Annotated in this window: 15 protein-coding genes; 6 read left to right on the forward strand and 9 right to left on the reverse strand. The window is 70.2% G+C overall.

Going from position 1 to position 15,859, the window contains the following annotated elements; all coding sequences use genetic code 11:
- Positions 1-601 precede the first annotated feature (601 nt).
- The 5 genes from U1T56_RS04195 to U1T56_RS04215 all read left to right on the forward strand — a co-directional run bounded on the left by U1T56_RS04195 (position 602) and on the right by U1T56_RS04215 (position 5,522).
- Positions 602-1,816, forward strand: a complete 1,215-nt coding sequence (locus U1T56_RS04195) for a TolC family protein (protein ID WP_418158188.1) — start codon at positions 602-604, stop codon at positions 1,814-1,816.
- 12 nt (positions 1,817-1,828) lie between these two features.
- Positions 1,829-3,136, forward strand: a complete 1,308-nt coding sequence (locus tag U1T56_RS04200; protein WP_418158189.1) for a multicopper oxidase family protein — start codon at positions 1,829-1,831, stop codon at positions 3,134-3,136.
- Between the two features lie 37 nt (positions 3,137-3,173).
- Entirely contained in the window at positions 3,174-3,671 is a 498-nt protein-coding gene (locus U1T56_RS04205; RefSeq protein ID WP_418158190.1) for a cupredoxin domain-containing protein, read from the forward strand.
- 232 nt (positions 3,672-3,903) lie between these two features.
- Positions 3,904-4,833 carry an aldo/keto reductase gene (locus U1T56_RS04210; protein WP_418158191.1) on the forward strand — a complete coding sequence of 310 codons (930 nt, stop codon included), beginning with the start codon at positions 3,904-3,906 and terminating at the stop codon, positions 4,831-4,833.
- Entirely contained in the window at positions 4,833-5,522 is a 690-nt protein-coding gene (locus tag U1T56_RS04215) for a DUF6064 family protein (protein WP_418158192.1), read from the forward strand. Before U1T56_RS04210 ends, U1T56_RS04215 begins: the two co-directional genes overlap by 1 nt.
- A gap of 97 nt (positions 5,523-5,619) precedes the next feature.
- On the opposite strand, the gene chrA is transcribed toward U1T56_RS04215, so the two are convergent.
- Both chrA and U1T56_RS04225 read right to left on the reverse strand, forming a co-directional pair.
- Positions 5,620-7,047 (reverse strand): chromate efflux transporter, encoded by a 1,428-nt coding sequence (chrA, locus tag U1T56_RS04220; RefSeq protein WP_418158193.1) that lies wholly within the window; start codon positions 7,045-7,047, stop codon positions 5,620-5,622.
- The gene (locus U1T56_RS04225; RefSeq protein ID WP_418158194.1) at positions 7,044-8,021 is read right to left on the reverse strand and encodes a chromate resistance protein ChrB domain-containing protein; all 978 of its coding nucleotides are present in this window, start codon (positions 8,019-8,021) and stop codon (positions 7,044-7,046) included. Before U1T56_RS04225 ends, chrA begins: the two co-directional genes overlap by 4 nt.
- Positions 8,022-8,394: 373 nt before the next feature.
- Here U1T56_RS04225 and U1T56_RS04230 point away from each other — a divergent pair, with 373 nt between their 5' ends.
- On the forward strand, positions 8,395-9,273 hold the full coding sequence (locus tag U1T56_RS04230) for a DUF1259 domain-containing protein (protein WP_418158195.1): 879 nt from the start codon (positions 8,395-8,397) through the stop codon (positions 9,271-9,273).
- An 86-nt stretch (positions 9,274-9,359) separates the two neighbouring features.
- Here U1T56_RS04230 and U1T56_RS04235 read toward each other — a convergent pair whose 3' ends face one another.
- The 7 genes from U1T56_RS04235 to U1T56_RS04265 form a co-directional block, all read right to left on the reverse strand.
- Complete coding sequence (locus U1T56_RS04235) at positions 9,360-9,584, reverse strand: heavy-metal-associated domain-containing protein (protein ID WP_418158196.1); 225 nt, start codon at positions 9,582-9,584, stop codon at positions 9,360-9,362.
- Between the two features lie 67 nt (positions 9,585-9,651).
- Positions 9,652-12,027, reverse strand: a complete 2,376-nt coding sequence (locus tag U1T56_RS04240; protein WP_418158197.1) for a heavy metal translocating P-type ATPase — start codon at positions 12,025-12,027, stop codon at positions 9,652-9,654.
- 71 nt (positions 12,028-12,098) lie between these two features.
- Positions 12,099-12,839, reverse strand: a complete 741-nt coding sequence (gene copM, locus U1T56_RS04245) for a CopM family metallochaperone (RefSeq protein ID WP_418158198.1) — start codon at positions 12,837-12,839, stop codon at positions 12,099-12,101.
- Between the two features lie 16 nt (positions 12,840-12,855).
- A complete protein-coding gene (locus U1T56_RS04250; protein ID WP_418158199.1) occupies positions 12,856-13,047 on the reverse strand; it encodes a hypothetical protein in 192 nt (63 codons plus the stop codon).
- A 16-nt stretch (positions 13,048-13,063) separates the two neighbouring features.
- Positions 13,064-14,728 carry a cbb3-type cytochrome c oxidase subunit I gene (locus U1T56_RS04255; protein ID WP_418158200.1) on the reverse strand — a complete coding sequence of 555 codons (1,665 nt, stop codon included), beginning with the start codon at positions 14,726-14,728 and terminating at the stop codon, positions 13,064-13,066.
- Positions 14,725-15,426, reverse strand: a complete 702-nt coding sequence (locus U1T56_RS04260; protein ID WP_418158201.1) for a cupredoxin domain-containing protein — start codon at positions 15,424-15,426, stop codon at positions 14,725-14,727. The genes U1T56_RS04255 and U1T56_RS04260 overlap by 4 nt, the downstream gene beginning before the upstream one ends.
- Positions 15,423-15,680 (reverse strand): DUF2933 domain-containing protein, encoded by a 258-nt coding sequence (locus U1T56_RS04265; RefSeq protein WP_418158202.1) that lies wholly within the window; start codon positions 15,678-15,680, stop codon positions 15,423-15,425. The genes U1T56_RS04260 and U1T56_RS04265 overlap by 4 nt, the downstream gene beginning before the upstream one ends.
- Between the last annotated feature and the right edge of the window lie 179 nt (positions 15,681-15,859).

Raw genomic sequence — 15,859 nt, forward strand, 5'->3', positions numbered from 1 at the left:
CATACCCCGGCCGTTCCCGACGACGCGATCGCTTGGGGGCATCCATGCTGCCATGCGGCGGCGGCTTGCGTCCCGACGGCGGGACCCGACCACACCGTACGGGTACCGGTGCGCCGGTCGCTGCCGCCGCGCGAGGCTCCTCCCTTCTGCAAGATTGCTGCCGCCGACATCTTCCGCCCGCCTGCCTCTGCTGCCTGATCGCGCCCGGCTCCGTCCGGGCTCTTGAACCGCACCACCGCTTCCGTCCGCTCGATAGCGGGCGGCGCTTGGTGCGCTTGGCCGGCGGGCCTCGCCGCCCGCCGGCTGGAGCGAGAACCGCGATCGGAAAAAACATCACCATGACGATGCAGCGATCCTCCTGGATCGTGGCGGGTGCCATTGTTCTCGGCGTCGTCGCCCCGCTCGGAGCGCAGACTGCCCAGAGGCCCGCTCCACGCACCGCTTACGACACCTATGTTCCCCTGCTCGAGCGTGATGCACCTGAACCGTCGTTCCTGAACGCCGATCCGACCCCGGACGAGCGCCTCGCTGCCGACGGGCCGGCTGAGAACGGTATCCGCCGGGATGGGCATGCCCATCCTCGGTCGAGGGAGGCCGGCCGATGACCCGCGCCGAGCAGCGACGCATCGCGTTTACCATGGTGCTGTCCGTGCTCCTGCTGGCCGGGTGTGCGGCTTCCGCACCATCCTACCCGATCGCGGCCCTGGATCGGCCGGGCGCCATCGGTGAGATCGCGCGCGGCGTGGGCTACGGAAGCTACGCGCCCCTGTGGCATTCCGGCTACGAGCGGGCGCTCGCCGAGCGCGCCGCAGCACTTTCGGGCTCACCGATGACCGTCGGAAACGCGCTCGAGATCGGCCTCCTCGCCGACCCCGGCACGCGCGGGCTCCTGCAGGAGATCGGCTTCGAGCGCGCCGGCACGATCGAGCATCTGACGGACGGGCAGGATGAGGAACCTGCCTCTTTCGAGTGGCGGCTGATCGACTTTCTCATGCGCAACCGCAATGCCGGCAGCCGGGAGGACTGGGTGCCGCGGAACACCTGGGCCTACGGCGAGCTCTATGCCGCCGTCGCGCACGCGGTGCTGGAGAAAGCCAACGCGATTCGCCGGGCCTACTACGAGGCCGTCGCAGCGGGCGAGATCGCCGCCATGCACGCGCGCCTGGCCGACGCCGCCAGAGCCACGGCCGAGCTCGCCAACGAGCAGTACCGTTCGGGCACGGCGTCGCGGCTGGAGCAGGCGCAGCGCCAGCTAGCCTACGTCGAAACGCTGAAGGCTTCGGTCGCCGCCCGCCAGGAAGCCACACGGGCACGCGAAGCGCTGAACGCGCTCCTGCACTTGCAGCCGGCGCAGGCCATCTGGGCGCTGCCGGATCGGCTGCCCGAGCTGCCGGCGGAACGGCCCGAGATTTCGGACGTCGCTGCCGTAGCCCTCGCGAACCGCCCCGAGGCGCTCTCTGCCGGCGTTGCCGACGCGGGCTCGCCGCTCGGGGCCCGGATCGTGGCCGAGGCGCGCGACGCCTATGACCGCATGCTCACGGCCTACGACACCGCGCGCTTCCAGCGCGAGCAGGTCCTGCCGGTGGCGAACGTGATGCTGGAAGAGACGCAGCTTCACTACAACGCCATGCTCGAGGACGTGTACGCCCTGATCGAGGCCGGGCAGAAGAACATCGAAGCTGGCAAGGAGTACGTCGAGAACGCGGCCGCGTTCTGGGTCGCGCATGCCGAGCTCGCCGACGTGCTGGGCGGTACCATCCCCGGAGATCACGGCGCCGCGGTCACGGCCGACGGTTCTGCTCCCGCCACGAACTGAGAGCACGAGACCATGCTGAGCAGACGCACCTTCGCCACGGCCGGCCTCGTAGCCGCTGGTACGACCATTCTGACCGCAGGCGAGGCCAGAGCCTTGGGCGAGCCCCAGCGCTTCACCGACCCTGCCACCCGCGAGCCGCTGTCGCGGAAGCAACTCGGTGGCAGGACGCCGTTCGTCACGCTCAACGGTGGCTCGCTGCCGTGGCGGATGAAGGACGGGGTCAAGGAGTTCCACCTCGTCGCCGAGCCGGTACAGCGCGAGCTGGCGCCGGGCTCGGTAGCACACTTATGGGGCTACAACGGCAGCTCGCCCGGCCCGACGATCGAGGCCGTGGAGGGCGACAGGGTACGGATCTTCGTCACCAACCGTTTGCCCGAGCACACCACGGTCCACTGGCACGGCATCCTGCTCCCGGCCGGGATGGACGGGGTCGGCGGGCTGACCCAGCCGCAGATCCAGCCCGGTGAGACCTTCGCCTACGAGTTCACGCTCAAGAAGAGCGGAACCTTCATGTACCATCCGCATGCCGACGAGATGGTGCAGATGGCGATGGGCATGATGGGCATGTTCATCGTCCACCCGAAGGATCCGTCGTGGCGCCGCGTGGACCGCGACTTCGGGTTCCTCATGGCGAGCTTCAGGCTCAAGCCCGGTACTTTCGTCCCCGACGCTTCGGAGATGACCGACTTCAACATCTGGGCCTGGAACGGCCGGGTGTTTCCGGGCATCGACCCGCTCGTGGTGCGGAAAGGCGATCGGGTCCGGATCCGGATCGGCAATCTCACCATGACCAACCATCCGATCCACCTGCACGGCTACGACTTCAGGGTGACGGGCACGGACGGCGGCTGGCTTCCCGAGGTGGCGCAGTGGCCGGAGGTCACGGTCGACGTGCCGGTGGGGGCGATGCGCACGATCGAGTTCGTGGCCGACGAGGAAGGTGATTGGGCGTTCCACTGCCACAAGTCGCACCACACCATGGGCCCGATGGGGCACGGGGTCGCCAACATGCTGGGCGTGCGCCAGGCCGGGGCGACACCCCGCGTCAAGAAGCTCCTGCCCGACTACATGTACATGCCGATGGGCGAGAAGGGCATGGCCGAGATGCAGGACATGGCCGCCCACATGCCTCCACCCGAAAACACGCTGCCAATGATGATCGGCGAGGGTCCGTTCGGGCCGCTCGAGATGGGCGGCATGTTCACAACCGTGAAGGTCCGGCGCGATCTCGCCCCCGGCGACTACACGGACCCCGGCTGGTACGAGCACCCCGAGGGCACCGTGGCCTGGAAGGTCGACGCGAACGGCCGCCGGGCCTGACCGCTTTCGTTCCCCCGAGCGCCCCAAGGAGAGAGACATGCGTGCATATGGCAAGGTATTCGCGGCCGCCGCTGCGGCCATCGTCATCGCCGTCCCGGCTTTCGCCGGCGGCAGCCACAAGGGCGGCCACTATACGTTCGGCGAGCCCGGCAATGCGGCCGAGGTCACCCGCACGGTCGAGGTGATCGCCGACGACAGCGACGGCCTGGGCTTCAGGATGGACCTGCCGGCGGTGAAGCAGGGCGAGACCATCCGGTTCGTGGTGACCAACAAGGGCACCGGCCCGCACGAGTTCTCGATCGGCGACACCGCTTCGCAGCGGGCGCATGCCAGGCTGATGCAGAGCAACCCCGACATGAAGCACGACGACGATCCGAGCGCGGTCACGCTGGCGCCGGGCGAGACCAAGGAGATCATCTGGAAGTTCAGCAAGCCCATCCAGGGCCAGCTCGTCTTCGCCTGTCAGATGCCCGGCCACTACGAGGCCGGCATGGTGCACACGGCGAAGCTCGAGAAGGCGAAGAGAGCGAGCTGAGGCTCTCCTCGCGCGGATCGTCGCTCCGCGATCGCCGCGCCATCGAGCTTGCTCCACCCCGACCGTCCCCGCCGGCAGGACGGGTCGGGGCGGCAAGCGCGCGCGACCGGGCCGCCTACGGGCGGCTCTTGTCTCCGGCATCGAATTGCGGCCTTCGTCGGGTATCTGCCGACTGAGCGCTGTGGCATTTCCCGAGCACGCCCGCCGGCAGGCTGCGAGAGAGGAGGCCACGATGAGCAGCCGTCATCCGAAGCGTCGCGCCGTCCTCGCCGCCGGGGCAGCGCTCGCCATGGCCGCGGCGACGTCACCGTTCCCGGCTCGTGCGCAGCCGGCAGCGCCCGCCACGCGCCGCATCCCGTCGAGCGGCGAAGCGATCCCGGCCGTCGGTCTCGGCACCTGGATCACCTTCAACGTCGGCGACGACCCGGTGCTCCGCGACGAATGCGCCGCCGTGCTGGCCGCGTTCTTCGCGGCGGGCGGGCGCGTCATCGATTCCTCGCCCATGTACGGCTCGTCGCAGGCCGTGATCGGCTATGGCCTCGCGAAGCTCGGCGTCCCGCCGGGCCTGTTCACGGCCGACAAGGTCTGGACGTCCTCGGGCACGGCGGGGCCGGCACAGATCGAACAGTCGCGCCGACTTTGGGGCATTCCCCGCTTCGATCTCCTGCAGGTGCACAATCTCCTCGCCTGGGAGGAGCATCTGCGCACGCTGTTCGCGATGAAGGAACGGGAGGAGGTGCGCTATGTCGGAATCACGACCTCCGAGGGGCGGCGGCACGATCTGCTCGAGACGATCATGCGCACCCAGCCGCTCGATTTCGTGCAAGTTACCTACAACATCGTCGACCGCGAGGTGGAAGAGCGCATCCTGCCGCTCGCCATGGAGCGCGGCATGGGCGTCATCGTCAACCGTCCCTTCCAGCAGGGTGCGCTGACGAGGCGGCTCGAAGGCGAGAAGCTGCCGCCGTGGTCGCACGAGATCGGTGCTGTCACCTGGGCGCAGCTCATCCTGAAGTTCATCCTCTCCCACCCGGCCGTCACCGTCGCGATTCCGGCGACCACCCGCGTCGATCACGTGCGCGAGAACGTGGCCGCCGCCACCGGCCCGCTTCCGGATGCGGCCATGCGCCGGCGCATGGTCACTTACGTGCAGGATCTCTGATGCCCGAATGGCGGACCTACACGCTCGAGGACTTCCTGCTGTTCTCTCCACGTGTGTACTGGCGGATGTTCGAGCTGCACAACGCTGCGGTCTGGCCGCTCCAGATCCCGGCCCTGCTGCTCGGGGCGGCGATCCTGGTGCGACTCGTGCGGCCACGCTCCTGGTCGGACCGGGTAATCCCCGCCATCCTCGCCGCTGCGTGGCTCTGGGTCGCGTGGTCCTTCCTCTGGAACCGCTACGCCACGATCAACTGGGCCATGCGGTATGTGGCCCCGGTCTTCGCCGCCGAGGCGCTGCTGCTCCTCTGGCTCGGAAGCCTGCGAGGCCGCCTTCGCTTCGCGCTCGCGCCGACCGCCCCGTCCGCGATCGGCCTCGCTCTTCTCGCTTACGCCCTGGTCCTGCACCCGCTGGTAGCGGGGCTCGCGGGTCGGTCGATCCGAGCGACGGAGCTGTTCGCGATCACCCCCGACCCGACTGCGATCGCGACGCTCGGCCTCGTGCTGCTCGCCGGCTCCGGCGCCGTGGCATGGCCGCTCCTCGTCTTGCCGCTGGTCTGGTGCGTCCTGAGCTGGGCGACGCTCCACACCATGGGAGCGCCGGAAGGCTGGATCCCGCTCGCCGCGGCCGGCCTCGCCGTCGCCGGACGGCTCTGGCCTCGGGTCGGCGGCCAAGCCGGGCTCCTGCCATGAAGCGCGGCGCCGGCGATCAGGAGCGGGCCCAGCCGTTGTCACCCGCCAGCACCGCCGCCGGGCAGGGCAGACCCGCGCGGCGCAGCAGCATCGCCGCTCAAAGACCGATGGTCACGAGGCGGTAGAGTATCCCTGCCGCGGAGCAGGCCGCCAGCACCGGGAGCATGCCGACCTTGAACCGGAAGACCGCGAGCAGCGCGGCCATGGTCAGGGTCAGGGAGGCCGGGTCGATGCTGGCCGGCACCGGCACGGGCAGCGTGAGACCGAGCGCTCGAACCTCGTGCACCTCGGCGAAGAGCACGTGCAGCGCGAACCAGACCGCGAGATTGAGGATGACGCCGACCACGGCGGCGGTGATCGTGGCTAGGGCCGCGCTCAGCGCCCGGTTGCCGCGCAGTGTCTCGACGAAGGGTGCGCCCGCGAAGATCCATAGAAAGCAGGGCACGAAGGTGACCCAGGTCGTGAGCACGCCGCCGAGCACCCCGGCGAGGAGCGGCGGCAGGCCGCCGGGCTCGCGGAAGGCCCCCATGAAGCCCACGAACTGGGTCACCATGATGAGCGGTCCGGGCGTGGTCTCGGCCATGCCGAGCCCGTCCAGCATCTCGCCGGGGCGAAGCCAGCCGTAAGATTCGACCGCGGCCTGGGCGACATAGGCCAGCACGGCATAAGCACCGCCGAAGCTGACGACCGCCATCTTCGAGAAGAACAGCGCGATCTGGCCGAAGACGTGGTCGTGGCCCAACGTGAGCAGGATGAGAAGCACCGGCCCGAGCCAGAGCAGCAGGCAGGCGCCTGCGACCTCGAGCGACCAGGAAAGGGGTGGGCGGGCATGTGCCGGGAGCTCCTCGCCGAGCGCGGTCCCGGCATCGGCCACCGCCCGCCCGGCGGCCGGGCCGTGCCCACCGCCCACGAGGAAGTCGGGGTGCCCGGCACGGCCGCCGAGATAGCCGATCAGGCCGGCCGCGAGGACGATGAGCGGGAAAGGCACGCCCAGGAAGAAGATCGCCACGAACGCCGCGGCGGCGAGCCCGACCATCACCCGGTTCTTGAGCGCGCGCCGGCCGATGCGCACGACGGCTTCGAGCACGATCGCCAGCACGGCGGCCTTGAGGCCGAAGAACAGGGCCTGGACGAGACCGACCTGCCCGAAGACGGCATAGACGATGCTCAGGGCCATGATGGCGAGGAAGCCCGGCAGCACGAACAGCGTGCCGGCGACCAGCCCGCCTCTGGTCTTGTGCAGAAGCCAGCCGATGTAGATCGCGAGCTGCTGCGCCTCGGGTCCGGGCAGGAGCATGCAGTAGTTGAGCGCGTGCAGGAAGCGCGCCTCGCCGACCCAGCGTTTCTCCTCGACCAGGAGCTTGTGCATGACCGCGATCTGGCCGGCCGGGCCGCCGAAGGAGAGAGCTGCGACCCGCGCCCAGACCCGCACCGCCTCGGCAAATGGGATGCCGTGCGCGGGCGGGGTCGATACCGCCACTCCTTCGGCCATGCCGTCGGCGCGTGCCTCGCCTGTCCCCGTCATCGACGCCTCCGGCGGAAGTGGGCGTAGAGGTCCTCGAACACGACACCGCCGCGGGCAAGCCGCTCCTCGTCGTCGCCGGTGGCAGCGGAGATGCCGTCGATCAGGGTCCTGATCCCCTCCGCCTCCACGCGGGCGAACTTGCCGTCCTTGAGGTCGATATCGTGGACGATCTCGGCGATCGCCCGCAGCGCCGGGTCGGTAAGCCCGGCGCGGGCCAGCAGCACCTCGAAGGTGCAGCGGTCGCCCTCATGGGTGAACTCGGCCTCGAACATGTCGAAGCGCAGCTCGCCGGGTGCCGGCACGTAGCCCTTGGGCGGCACGAACTTGAAACGGGGCTCGGGGTCGATGAAGCGCCGGATCAGCCACGCCGAGGCGATGCGATCGACATGCACTCCGGCCCGCGTCACCCAGACCCGGCGCTCGAGCTTGCCCGGATCGGGCTGCTCGGCCACGGCCGGTTCGGCCGGTGCTTCCTGGCGTAGCCGCGCCTCGAGCGCGAGCAGCAGGCCCTCCACCGCTTCCCGGCCATCGGCCCCGAAGAAGTCGATGGCGGTGATCTGGGCCAGCCGCGTCTTCAAGCGGGCGAGCTGCGCCCTGGCTTCCGCGAGCTGCTCCGGCGACCTTTGACCATCGACGGCCGTGGCAAGGGCACGAACCTCTTCGGTGAGCTTTCCGTAGTCGGCGTTGCGTGCCCGGCCGAACAGGGCGCGGACCTCCTGGTCGGTCAGGCCATCCACGAGCCGGGCCTCGCAGACCAGCGCCTCGCCGCCGGCCTGCACGATCTCGCGCAGGAGCCACTCGAAGTCCTCCTGCGCCTCGGGCGTGGCGGGCAGCGCATAGACGGTCGCCTTCACGGCCACGGCGCCGAGACCCTGCAGCCGCCGCCAGACCTTCACCCGCAGGTAGGCCGGCTTGGTCGGTAACTGATGGATCAGCAGCAGCCAGCGACCAGGAGCAGTCTCGTCCAGGCTCATGGTCGAACTTGTAGCGCAAGTTCGATGCTTTGCAACACTTGTATCTCTCAATTTGTTCAGTGTAGCATCCGCAGCATCGATGAGGGCCAGGGAGGGATGCTCCGGCACGGGATGGTGGTCCACGACGTCCTTTACGCCTGGGCGGCGGACTGCCAGCACGAGCCTCACGACTGGCCTCCGACGGCATGAACGTCGGGCGGCCTCGAGGCCGGTAAGCCTTCTTTCTCGCATCCCGATCGCCACCCATCGGCGCTCGGCAGAAACAGGCGTGTGAGAAACGGCTGTATCGTCGCTCAAATCACTGCGATGCGAATGAACCACTGACCACATGGCTGGTTGATATCGATCTCGGCCCCGATCATGGAGGCGAAAGATGCGCACGCTCACCCTGGCCACTGTCCTGGCGCTCGCGTTCGCGGCATCGGCCCATGCGGAGGCTGACTGGAAGCAGGTCGAGCAGGTGCTCGGTCGCGAGGTGGCCGGGCAGCCGGGCGGGGTGCACCGCTTCAGCCTGCCGCGTTCGGACCTGAAGGTCACCGTCGACGGGATCGCGATCAAACCAGCCCTGGCGCTCGGTTCCTGGCTCGCGTTCAAGGAGATGAACGGTAGGGCGATGGTCATGGGCGACCTCGTCCTCACCGAACCAGAGATCGGCCCGGTGATGTCGCGCCTCGCCGAAGGCGGAATCGAGATCACCGCGCTTCACAACCATCTGCTGCGGGCTCAACCCGCGACGTTCTACATGCACGTCGAAGGGCACGGTGATCCGGTGAAGCTCGCCCAGACGCTGCGGCTGGCGCTCGAGCAGAGCCGGACGCCGCTAACCTTGGCGCCTGCCGCCGCGGAACAGAAAGGGCCAGAGCTCGACACCGCGGCGCTCGAGCGCGTCCTCGGCCGCAAGGGCAAGACGAGCGGCGGCGTCTACCAGCTCTCGATCCCGCGCGCCGAGATGGTCAGCGCGAACGGCACCGAGGTGCCGGCATCCATGGGCACGGCGATCGCCATCAACTTCCAGCCGCTCGACGATGGCCGGGCGGCAACGACCGGCGATTTCGTGCTCCGGGCGGAGGAGGTGAACCCGGTGCTGCGGGCGCTGCGCGAGCACGGGCTCGAGGTGACGGCAATCCACAACCACATGCTCCAGGACGAGCCGCGGCTGTTCTTCATGCACTTTTGGGGTGTGGACGAGGCCGGGAAGCTCGCCGAAGGGCTTAAGGCCGCCCTCGACAAGGTCCATGTCGCCAGGAGCTGAGACGAGGATGCCGCTCCCGCAGCCGGCCCACGCTCCCTCGAGAGGACGGCGGCCCGGCGATGGGCCGCCGCGTTCGCATGGGCGCGTCAATGGCCGCCGCAGCCGCAGGCGGTCTTGCGCATCTCGGCCGGGCCGACCTCGTAGCCCGCGGCCCGGATCGCCTCGACGCTCTCGGCCCGCTCCGCACCCCGCACCGCGACCCGGCCGCGGGCGAGATCGACCTCGGCCGCCGGCGCCACCTCGGCCACGGCTTCACGTATCGCGGCGATGCAGTGGCCGCAGGTCATGCCCTTCACGCCGAGCTCGAGCACTGGAATTCTCCTTGCGGTCGGTGCTCGTGCCGGAGAAGGGCCTTCCAGCAACGGGAGGGTCAAGGCCTCACACGCGTACGGTCCTGAGCCGCGCGGCGTTCAGGATCACCGACACCGAGCTCAGCGCCATGGCGGCGGCGGCGATCATCGGGTTCAGGAGGATGCCGAGGAAGGGGTAGAGCGCGCCTGCTGCCACCGGCACGGCGAGCGCGTTGTAGACGAAGGCGAAGAACAGGTTCTGCCGGATGTTGCGCATGGTGGCGGTGCTCAGGGCCCGGGCGCGCGCGATCGCGGCGAGATCGCCCTTGACCAGTGTCACGCCCGCACTCTCCATCGCCACCTCGGTCCCTGTGCCCATGGCGATACCGACGTCGGCCGCCGTCAGCGCCGGTGCGTCGTTGACCCCGTCGCCCGCCATGGCGACCACCCGGCCTTGTGCGCGCAGCCGCGCGATCACGGCACTCTTCTGCTCCGGCAGCACCTCGGCCTCGACCTCCTCGATCCCGAGCCGGCGGGCGACCGCTTCGGCCGTGGTGCGGTTGTCGCCGGTGAGCATCACGATCCGCACCCCGGCCTGCCGCAGCGCCTCCAGCGCTGCCGGCGTGCTCGCCTTGATCGGGTCGGCCACCGCGATCAGGCCGGCGAGGCGGCCGTCGACCGCGACGTACATGACCGTGGCGCCCTCGTGGCGGAGCGCCGTCGCCTGCACCTCCGCATCGCCCACGGCTATCCCGAGGCCGTCCATCATGGCGCGGTTGCCGAGCGCCACGGCCTTGCCTTCGACCTCGCCCCGCACGCCCTTGCCGGTCACGGACTCGAACCCGGCCACCTCGGGCAGGGCGAGGCCCCGCTCCTCGGCCGCCTGGACGATCGCCGCCGCGAGCGGGTGCTCGCTCGCCCGCTCGAGCCCGGCGGCGAGCCGCAGCAGCTCCCCTTCGTCCTGCCCCATCAGCGGCACCACCGCCGTCACCTTCGGCCGCCCCTCGGTGAGCGTGCCGGTCTTGTCGACCACGATCGTGTCGACCTTCTCGAGCCGTTCCAGCGCCTCGGCATCGCGGATCAGCACGCCGAGGCCGGCTCCCCGGCCGACGCCGACCATGATCGACATCGGCGTGGCGAGGCCGAGCGCGCACGGGCAGGCGATGATCAGCACCGAGACGGCGGCGATCAGGCCCATGGTGAAGGAGGGCTCCGGCCCCCACAGCCACCAGGCGAGAAAGGCCAGCGCCGCTACCACGATCACCGCCGGGACGAACCAGCCCGCAACCTGGTCGGCCAGGCGCTGGATCGGGGCGCGCGAGCGCTGCGCTTCGGCCACCATCTGGACGATGCGCGCCAGCATGGTCTCCGCACCGACCTTGTCCGCGCGCATGACGAAGCTGCCACGGCCGTTGAGCGTGCCGCCGATCACCCGCGCACCGGGCTGCTTCTCCACCGGCAGCGATTCGCCCGTGACCATCGATTCGTCGACAGCACTCGCCCCTTCCAGCACCTCGCCGTCGACCGGCACGCGATCGCCGGGGCGGACCCGCAGCCGATCGCCGGGGAGGATGGCGTCGATCGGCACCTCCTCCTCGCTGCCGTCATCCCTCAGCCGCCGCGCCGTCTTGGGAGCAAGGCCCAGGAGTGCCTTGATGGCGCCGCTGGTGCGCTCACGCGCGCGCAGCTCGAGCACCTGGCCCAGGAGCACGAGGGTCGTGATCACGCTCGCCGCCTCGAGATAGACCGGCACGACCCCCTCGGCCGAGCGGAAGCCGGTGGGGAACAGGCCCGGCGCTGTCACCGCGACCAGGCTGTAGAGCCAGGCCACGCCCACGCCCAGCGCAATGAGCGTGAACATGTTGAGGCTGCGGTTCCTGATCGAGGCCCAGCCACGGACGAAGAACGGCCAGCCGGCCCAGAGCACGACCGGGGTGGCGATCAGGAGCTGCAGCCAGACATTGAGCCGCGGCGGGACCACGGCGTTGAAGCCGTGGCCGATGACATGCATCCCGTTCTCGAGCAGCACCACCGGCACGGTGAGCAGGAGGGCGATCCGAAACCGCCGCGTCATGTCCAGAAGCTCGGGGCTGGGGCCGGCCTCGCCCGTGGTGACGTCGAGCGGCTCCAGCGCCATGCCGCAGATCGGGCAGGAGCCGGGGCCGACCTGCCGGATCTCGGGGTGCATCGGGCAGGTGTAGATCGCGGTGGCGGGCGTGGGTGCGGGGGCCGGCCCGCCGCCGAGATAGCGCTCCGGTGCCGCCGCGAACTTGGCCTTGCAGCCGGCGCTGCAGAAGTACCAGGTGCGGCCGAGATGCTCGTGGCGGTGCGGCGTCGTGTGCGGGTCGACCGTCATCCCGCAGACCGGGTCTTTCACCACCGGCGTGCCGGGCGGTGGCGCGTGCCCGTGCTCGTGGTGACGGGCGGCACGAGCGCCGTGCTGCGGTCGGGCGGTCTCGTTCATCGGCCGGGCTCCGGATCGGGGCGAGGGAAGGCGTGCCGCGAGCCCGCCCCGGCGGGCCCGCGGCGGCAGGCTCAGCGCTGCGGGTGCTTGGCGAGCCAGTCCTGCAGGGTCGCGATCTCCTTGCTCTGAGCGTCGACGACGCTCTGGGCGAGCTGCCTGATCTCGGGATCCGTGCCGTACTGGAGCGCTACCTTCGCCATGTCGATGGCACTTTGATGGTGCGGGATCATGAGCCGCGCGAAATCACCGTCCGGATCGCCGGTGAGTGCCATGCTCATGCCCTGGTGCATGCGCATCATCGCCTGCCAGTAGGCCATGGTGGCCGGGCTCTGGGCGGCCATGCCCTGCGGCCCCATCATCATGCCCCGGCCGCCCATCATGCCCCGGCCGCCCATCATGCCCGGACCGCCACCCATCATGCCTTGGCCCATCATGTCCTGAGCCATGGCACCGGGACCCATCTGGCCGCCCATCATCCCGCCGCCCATTGCGGGCATCTCGTGGGTGTTGATGATGATCGTGACCGCCGAGGTCGGGCGCATCATCATGCCCCGGCCGCCCATCATGCCGGGACCCATCGGCATGCCGTTCGTCATCATCTCCTGCATGCGCTCCATCATCTCCGGGCTCATCATGCCCATCATGCCGCCCGGCCCGGGCTGCGCTGGCGGGGCGGCAGGCTCGGATGCCTGCGCCGGATGGTGCTGCTCGTGCTGAGCGCCCTGGTCTTGGGCACGGGCCGCCGGTGCGGCCGCGAGCACCAGGCCCGCGAGCAGGAGGGCCGTCGAGCTGAGCAAGGCGAGAGGCTTCATGATCGTCTCCTCGGGTTCAATGACGGGAAGCGAAAGCGCCGCGTTCCGCGGCACGGATACGCCAGGCGAGCGCCGCGAAGGCGGCTCCCCCGGCACCCCAGAGCAGCGCCGCTCCGGGCATGGCGAGCGCGGGCACCAGCGCGTAGGCCAGGGCGAGCAGCAGCCAGACCGACGCGACGAGCACGACGAGAGCGAGATCGAAGCTCACCGATGCATCCTCCCTCTCAATGACCGGCAGCGCCCGCTGCCGTGATCGGCAGGGCCTGCATGAGCTCGAACGCGACCGCCGTGGCGACGTACATCGCGAGCAGGAGAACGAGGACCGCGGCGGGCCCGCTCCATGCGGCGACGAGCGGCCCGCCCGGCGCCGACGGCATGGCCGTGACCTCCCGGCTCGCTAGCGAGCGGCGCAGCCAGGTGGCGGCGAGCGTGGCGGCATAGGCGAGGAGGCCCGCAGCCATGACCACGCCCGCGAGCGCCAGGATCGTCGTCAGCACGGCCCAGCTCGTCGGTGCCCCGGCATCGTAGCCGGCGTCCATGACCCGGCGCGGCAAACCCTGCAGCCCGGCGGCCACCCCGGCGAACGCGAACACCCAGAGCGCCGGCGAGACGAGCCAGGGCAGCCGTCGCAGCCAGGATCGTGCCGCGAGGCCGGCGCCGGCCAGTGCCGGCGCCAGACGGGTGAAGGCACCCAAAAGCGTCAGGCTGACCGTGCCCACGGTGAGCAGGTGGAAATAGCCCGGCACGAAGAACGTGTCGCTCAAGAGCGGCGCCAGCTTCTCCTGGATCAGGACGAAGGCGAAGGTGCCGCCCAGCGCCAGGTTCACCACCGCCATACCGAGGGCGGTCATGGCGGGCTCGTGCCAGGGCAGCCTCTTCAGCCAGCCGAGAAGCCCTCTCGCCCCTTGCGCCCGTGCATGCTGCTCGAGCGAGATCGTGAGGAGCAGGAACACCGCGACCGTCGGCACGCCCACGAACAGCGACAGGATCGAGCCCAGCACCCGGATCGACGGCGCCAGGCCGGGCTCGAGGAACATGTGGTAGAGCGAGGTCGGCGGTACGAACACGAGGTAGAGCGAGAACACGAGCTTGGAGAACCGGCCGCCAAAGCTCGAGGTGACACCGGTGAGCTCGCGCACGAGCACGTACCAGACCAGCACCGTCCCCATGAGCGGCAGGTAGTGCAGGTTGTGGAACAGAAGATGCCAGCGGGTGGCATGGTCGAAGGGCTCGGCGGCGAGGCCTGCGGACCAGAGTGCCGGCGGGGTGAACACCGCCAGCATGGCAATGGCGCTGACGAGCAGCAGCCCGGCCCAGGCCACGGCACCAAAGCCCGGCGCCGACCATTCGGCGCCGCCCGTCTCGCGCTTGCCGGCAAGCGCCGTGGCGAGCGCGGTGAGCGCGATGGCGGCGAGCCCGAGTCCCAGAAGGAGATAGCCGAGATAGAACGGCAAGGCCGCGGCGGGATCGGTGCGGGCGAGCTCGGGCGTGCCGTCGTAGAGCAGCGGCGTGCCGCTGGCAGCACCGACGAAGCCGAACGCGAGTCCGGCTGCGACCGCGCCCAGACCGGTCCAGCCGAGCCAGGACAGCGCCAGCAGCGGCTGCGGCCGCGTCTCGGTCGCCACGAGCGCCAGCAGCAGCGCGCCCTGACCGAGATAGAGCCAGTAGAAGAACACGGCCGCACCGTGGCCGGTGAGCAGCCGGTAGCCGCCTTCGGGATCCATCGGCAGAAGGCCGGCGCGTGACAGCGCGGTGCCGAGCCCGAGCAGCACGCCGAGCACGAGCGTGGCCAGCGCCAGCAGGACCATGGCGCCGAGCAGCGCCCGCTGCGACCGCGGCAGCCGGCGCACCGCCAGGAGGCTGGGATGGGAGATGGTGGTTGCGTTCATGTCACGATGATCCGGCCGTGCATCCGATCGTGGCCGAGGCCGCAATAGACGGTGCAGTAGAGCAGGTGTTCGCCGGGGCGCTCGAACCGCACCAGGAGATCGCTGGGCAGGCCCGGCCGCAGCCGGACGATGCGGCTGCCGAGGCCGAGCTGCAGCGAGGCGCCGTGGCCGACGTCGAGGGAGAGCATCCGCAGGCGGTAGGGCACGCCGGCCGTGAGCCGGAGCACGGAAGGCTCGAACAGCCATTGCTGCACGAGCAGGTAGACGTCGACCGGGTCGCCCGTCGGTACCGGCGGATCGTCGTGCCCGGCATCGTGATCGTGCGCGGGCGGCGCCATGCCGGGCATGACCATGCCCGCATGACCCTCGTGGCCTGCCGTGGGCATGACCGCGTTGAGACGGGCGCCCCCCGGCATCGGCGGCTGCACGCTGCCGTCCGGCAGCCGATAGCGCTCGATGAACGCCTCGGCCTCGGCGCGGAAGGCCGCGTTGTCCGGCATCCCGGCCAAGCCGTGACCGCCATGTCCGCCACCGACCTCGCCATGGTCCTCGTCCGATCCGTGCCCGAGCCCCAGGCCCGGTGCGGCGCCGTAAGCCGCCCACAGGCCGTAGAGCGATAGGATTCCGAGGCTGGCACCGACGACGAAGCCGCGCCGGGCCGTGAGGGCCGGCCTGCTCTCCATTCGCAGCTCGGTCATGCGCCCTCTCCGGTGTCGCCAGCGCCGGGCTTGCCGCCGTGGCCGTGCCCGCCATGGCCGCCGTGCATGAACAGGTGCATCAACGGGCAGAGGAGCACGAGAGCGTAGGGCAAAAGGCCGAACAGGTGCGCCCGGTGCTCGGTGAACAGGAAGAAGCCGAGCACGACGGCGATCACGACCAGCACGAGCCAGAAGCGCGGCGACCATCCGGAGCCGTGCCGGCCGGCATGGCTCTCATGCGACAGGGTTGCCATGGCTCACCTCGCGCCAGTGACGAGGACGCGAAAGCGCGCGGGACGGATGGAGCGAACGGGCGTGAGCGGAACCGCCCGGCGTGTCGGCCGGGCCGGTTCCGCCTCGCCAGCAAGGAGAGTTCGACATGGAGGATCCTCGTCCGGAAAGGGTGACGTCGTCGTGCCGCCGAGTCTCCGCT

The organism is Benzoatithermus flavus (genome assembly GCF_037908215.1).
In the GTDB taxonomy this organism is placed as follows: domain Bacteria; phylum Pseudomonadota; class Alphaproteobacteria; order Geminicoccales; family Geminicoccaceae; genus Benzoatithermus; species Benzoatithermus flavus.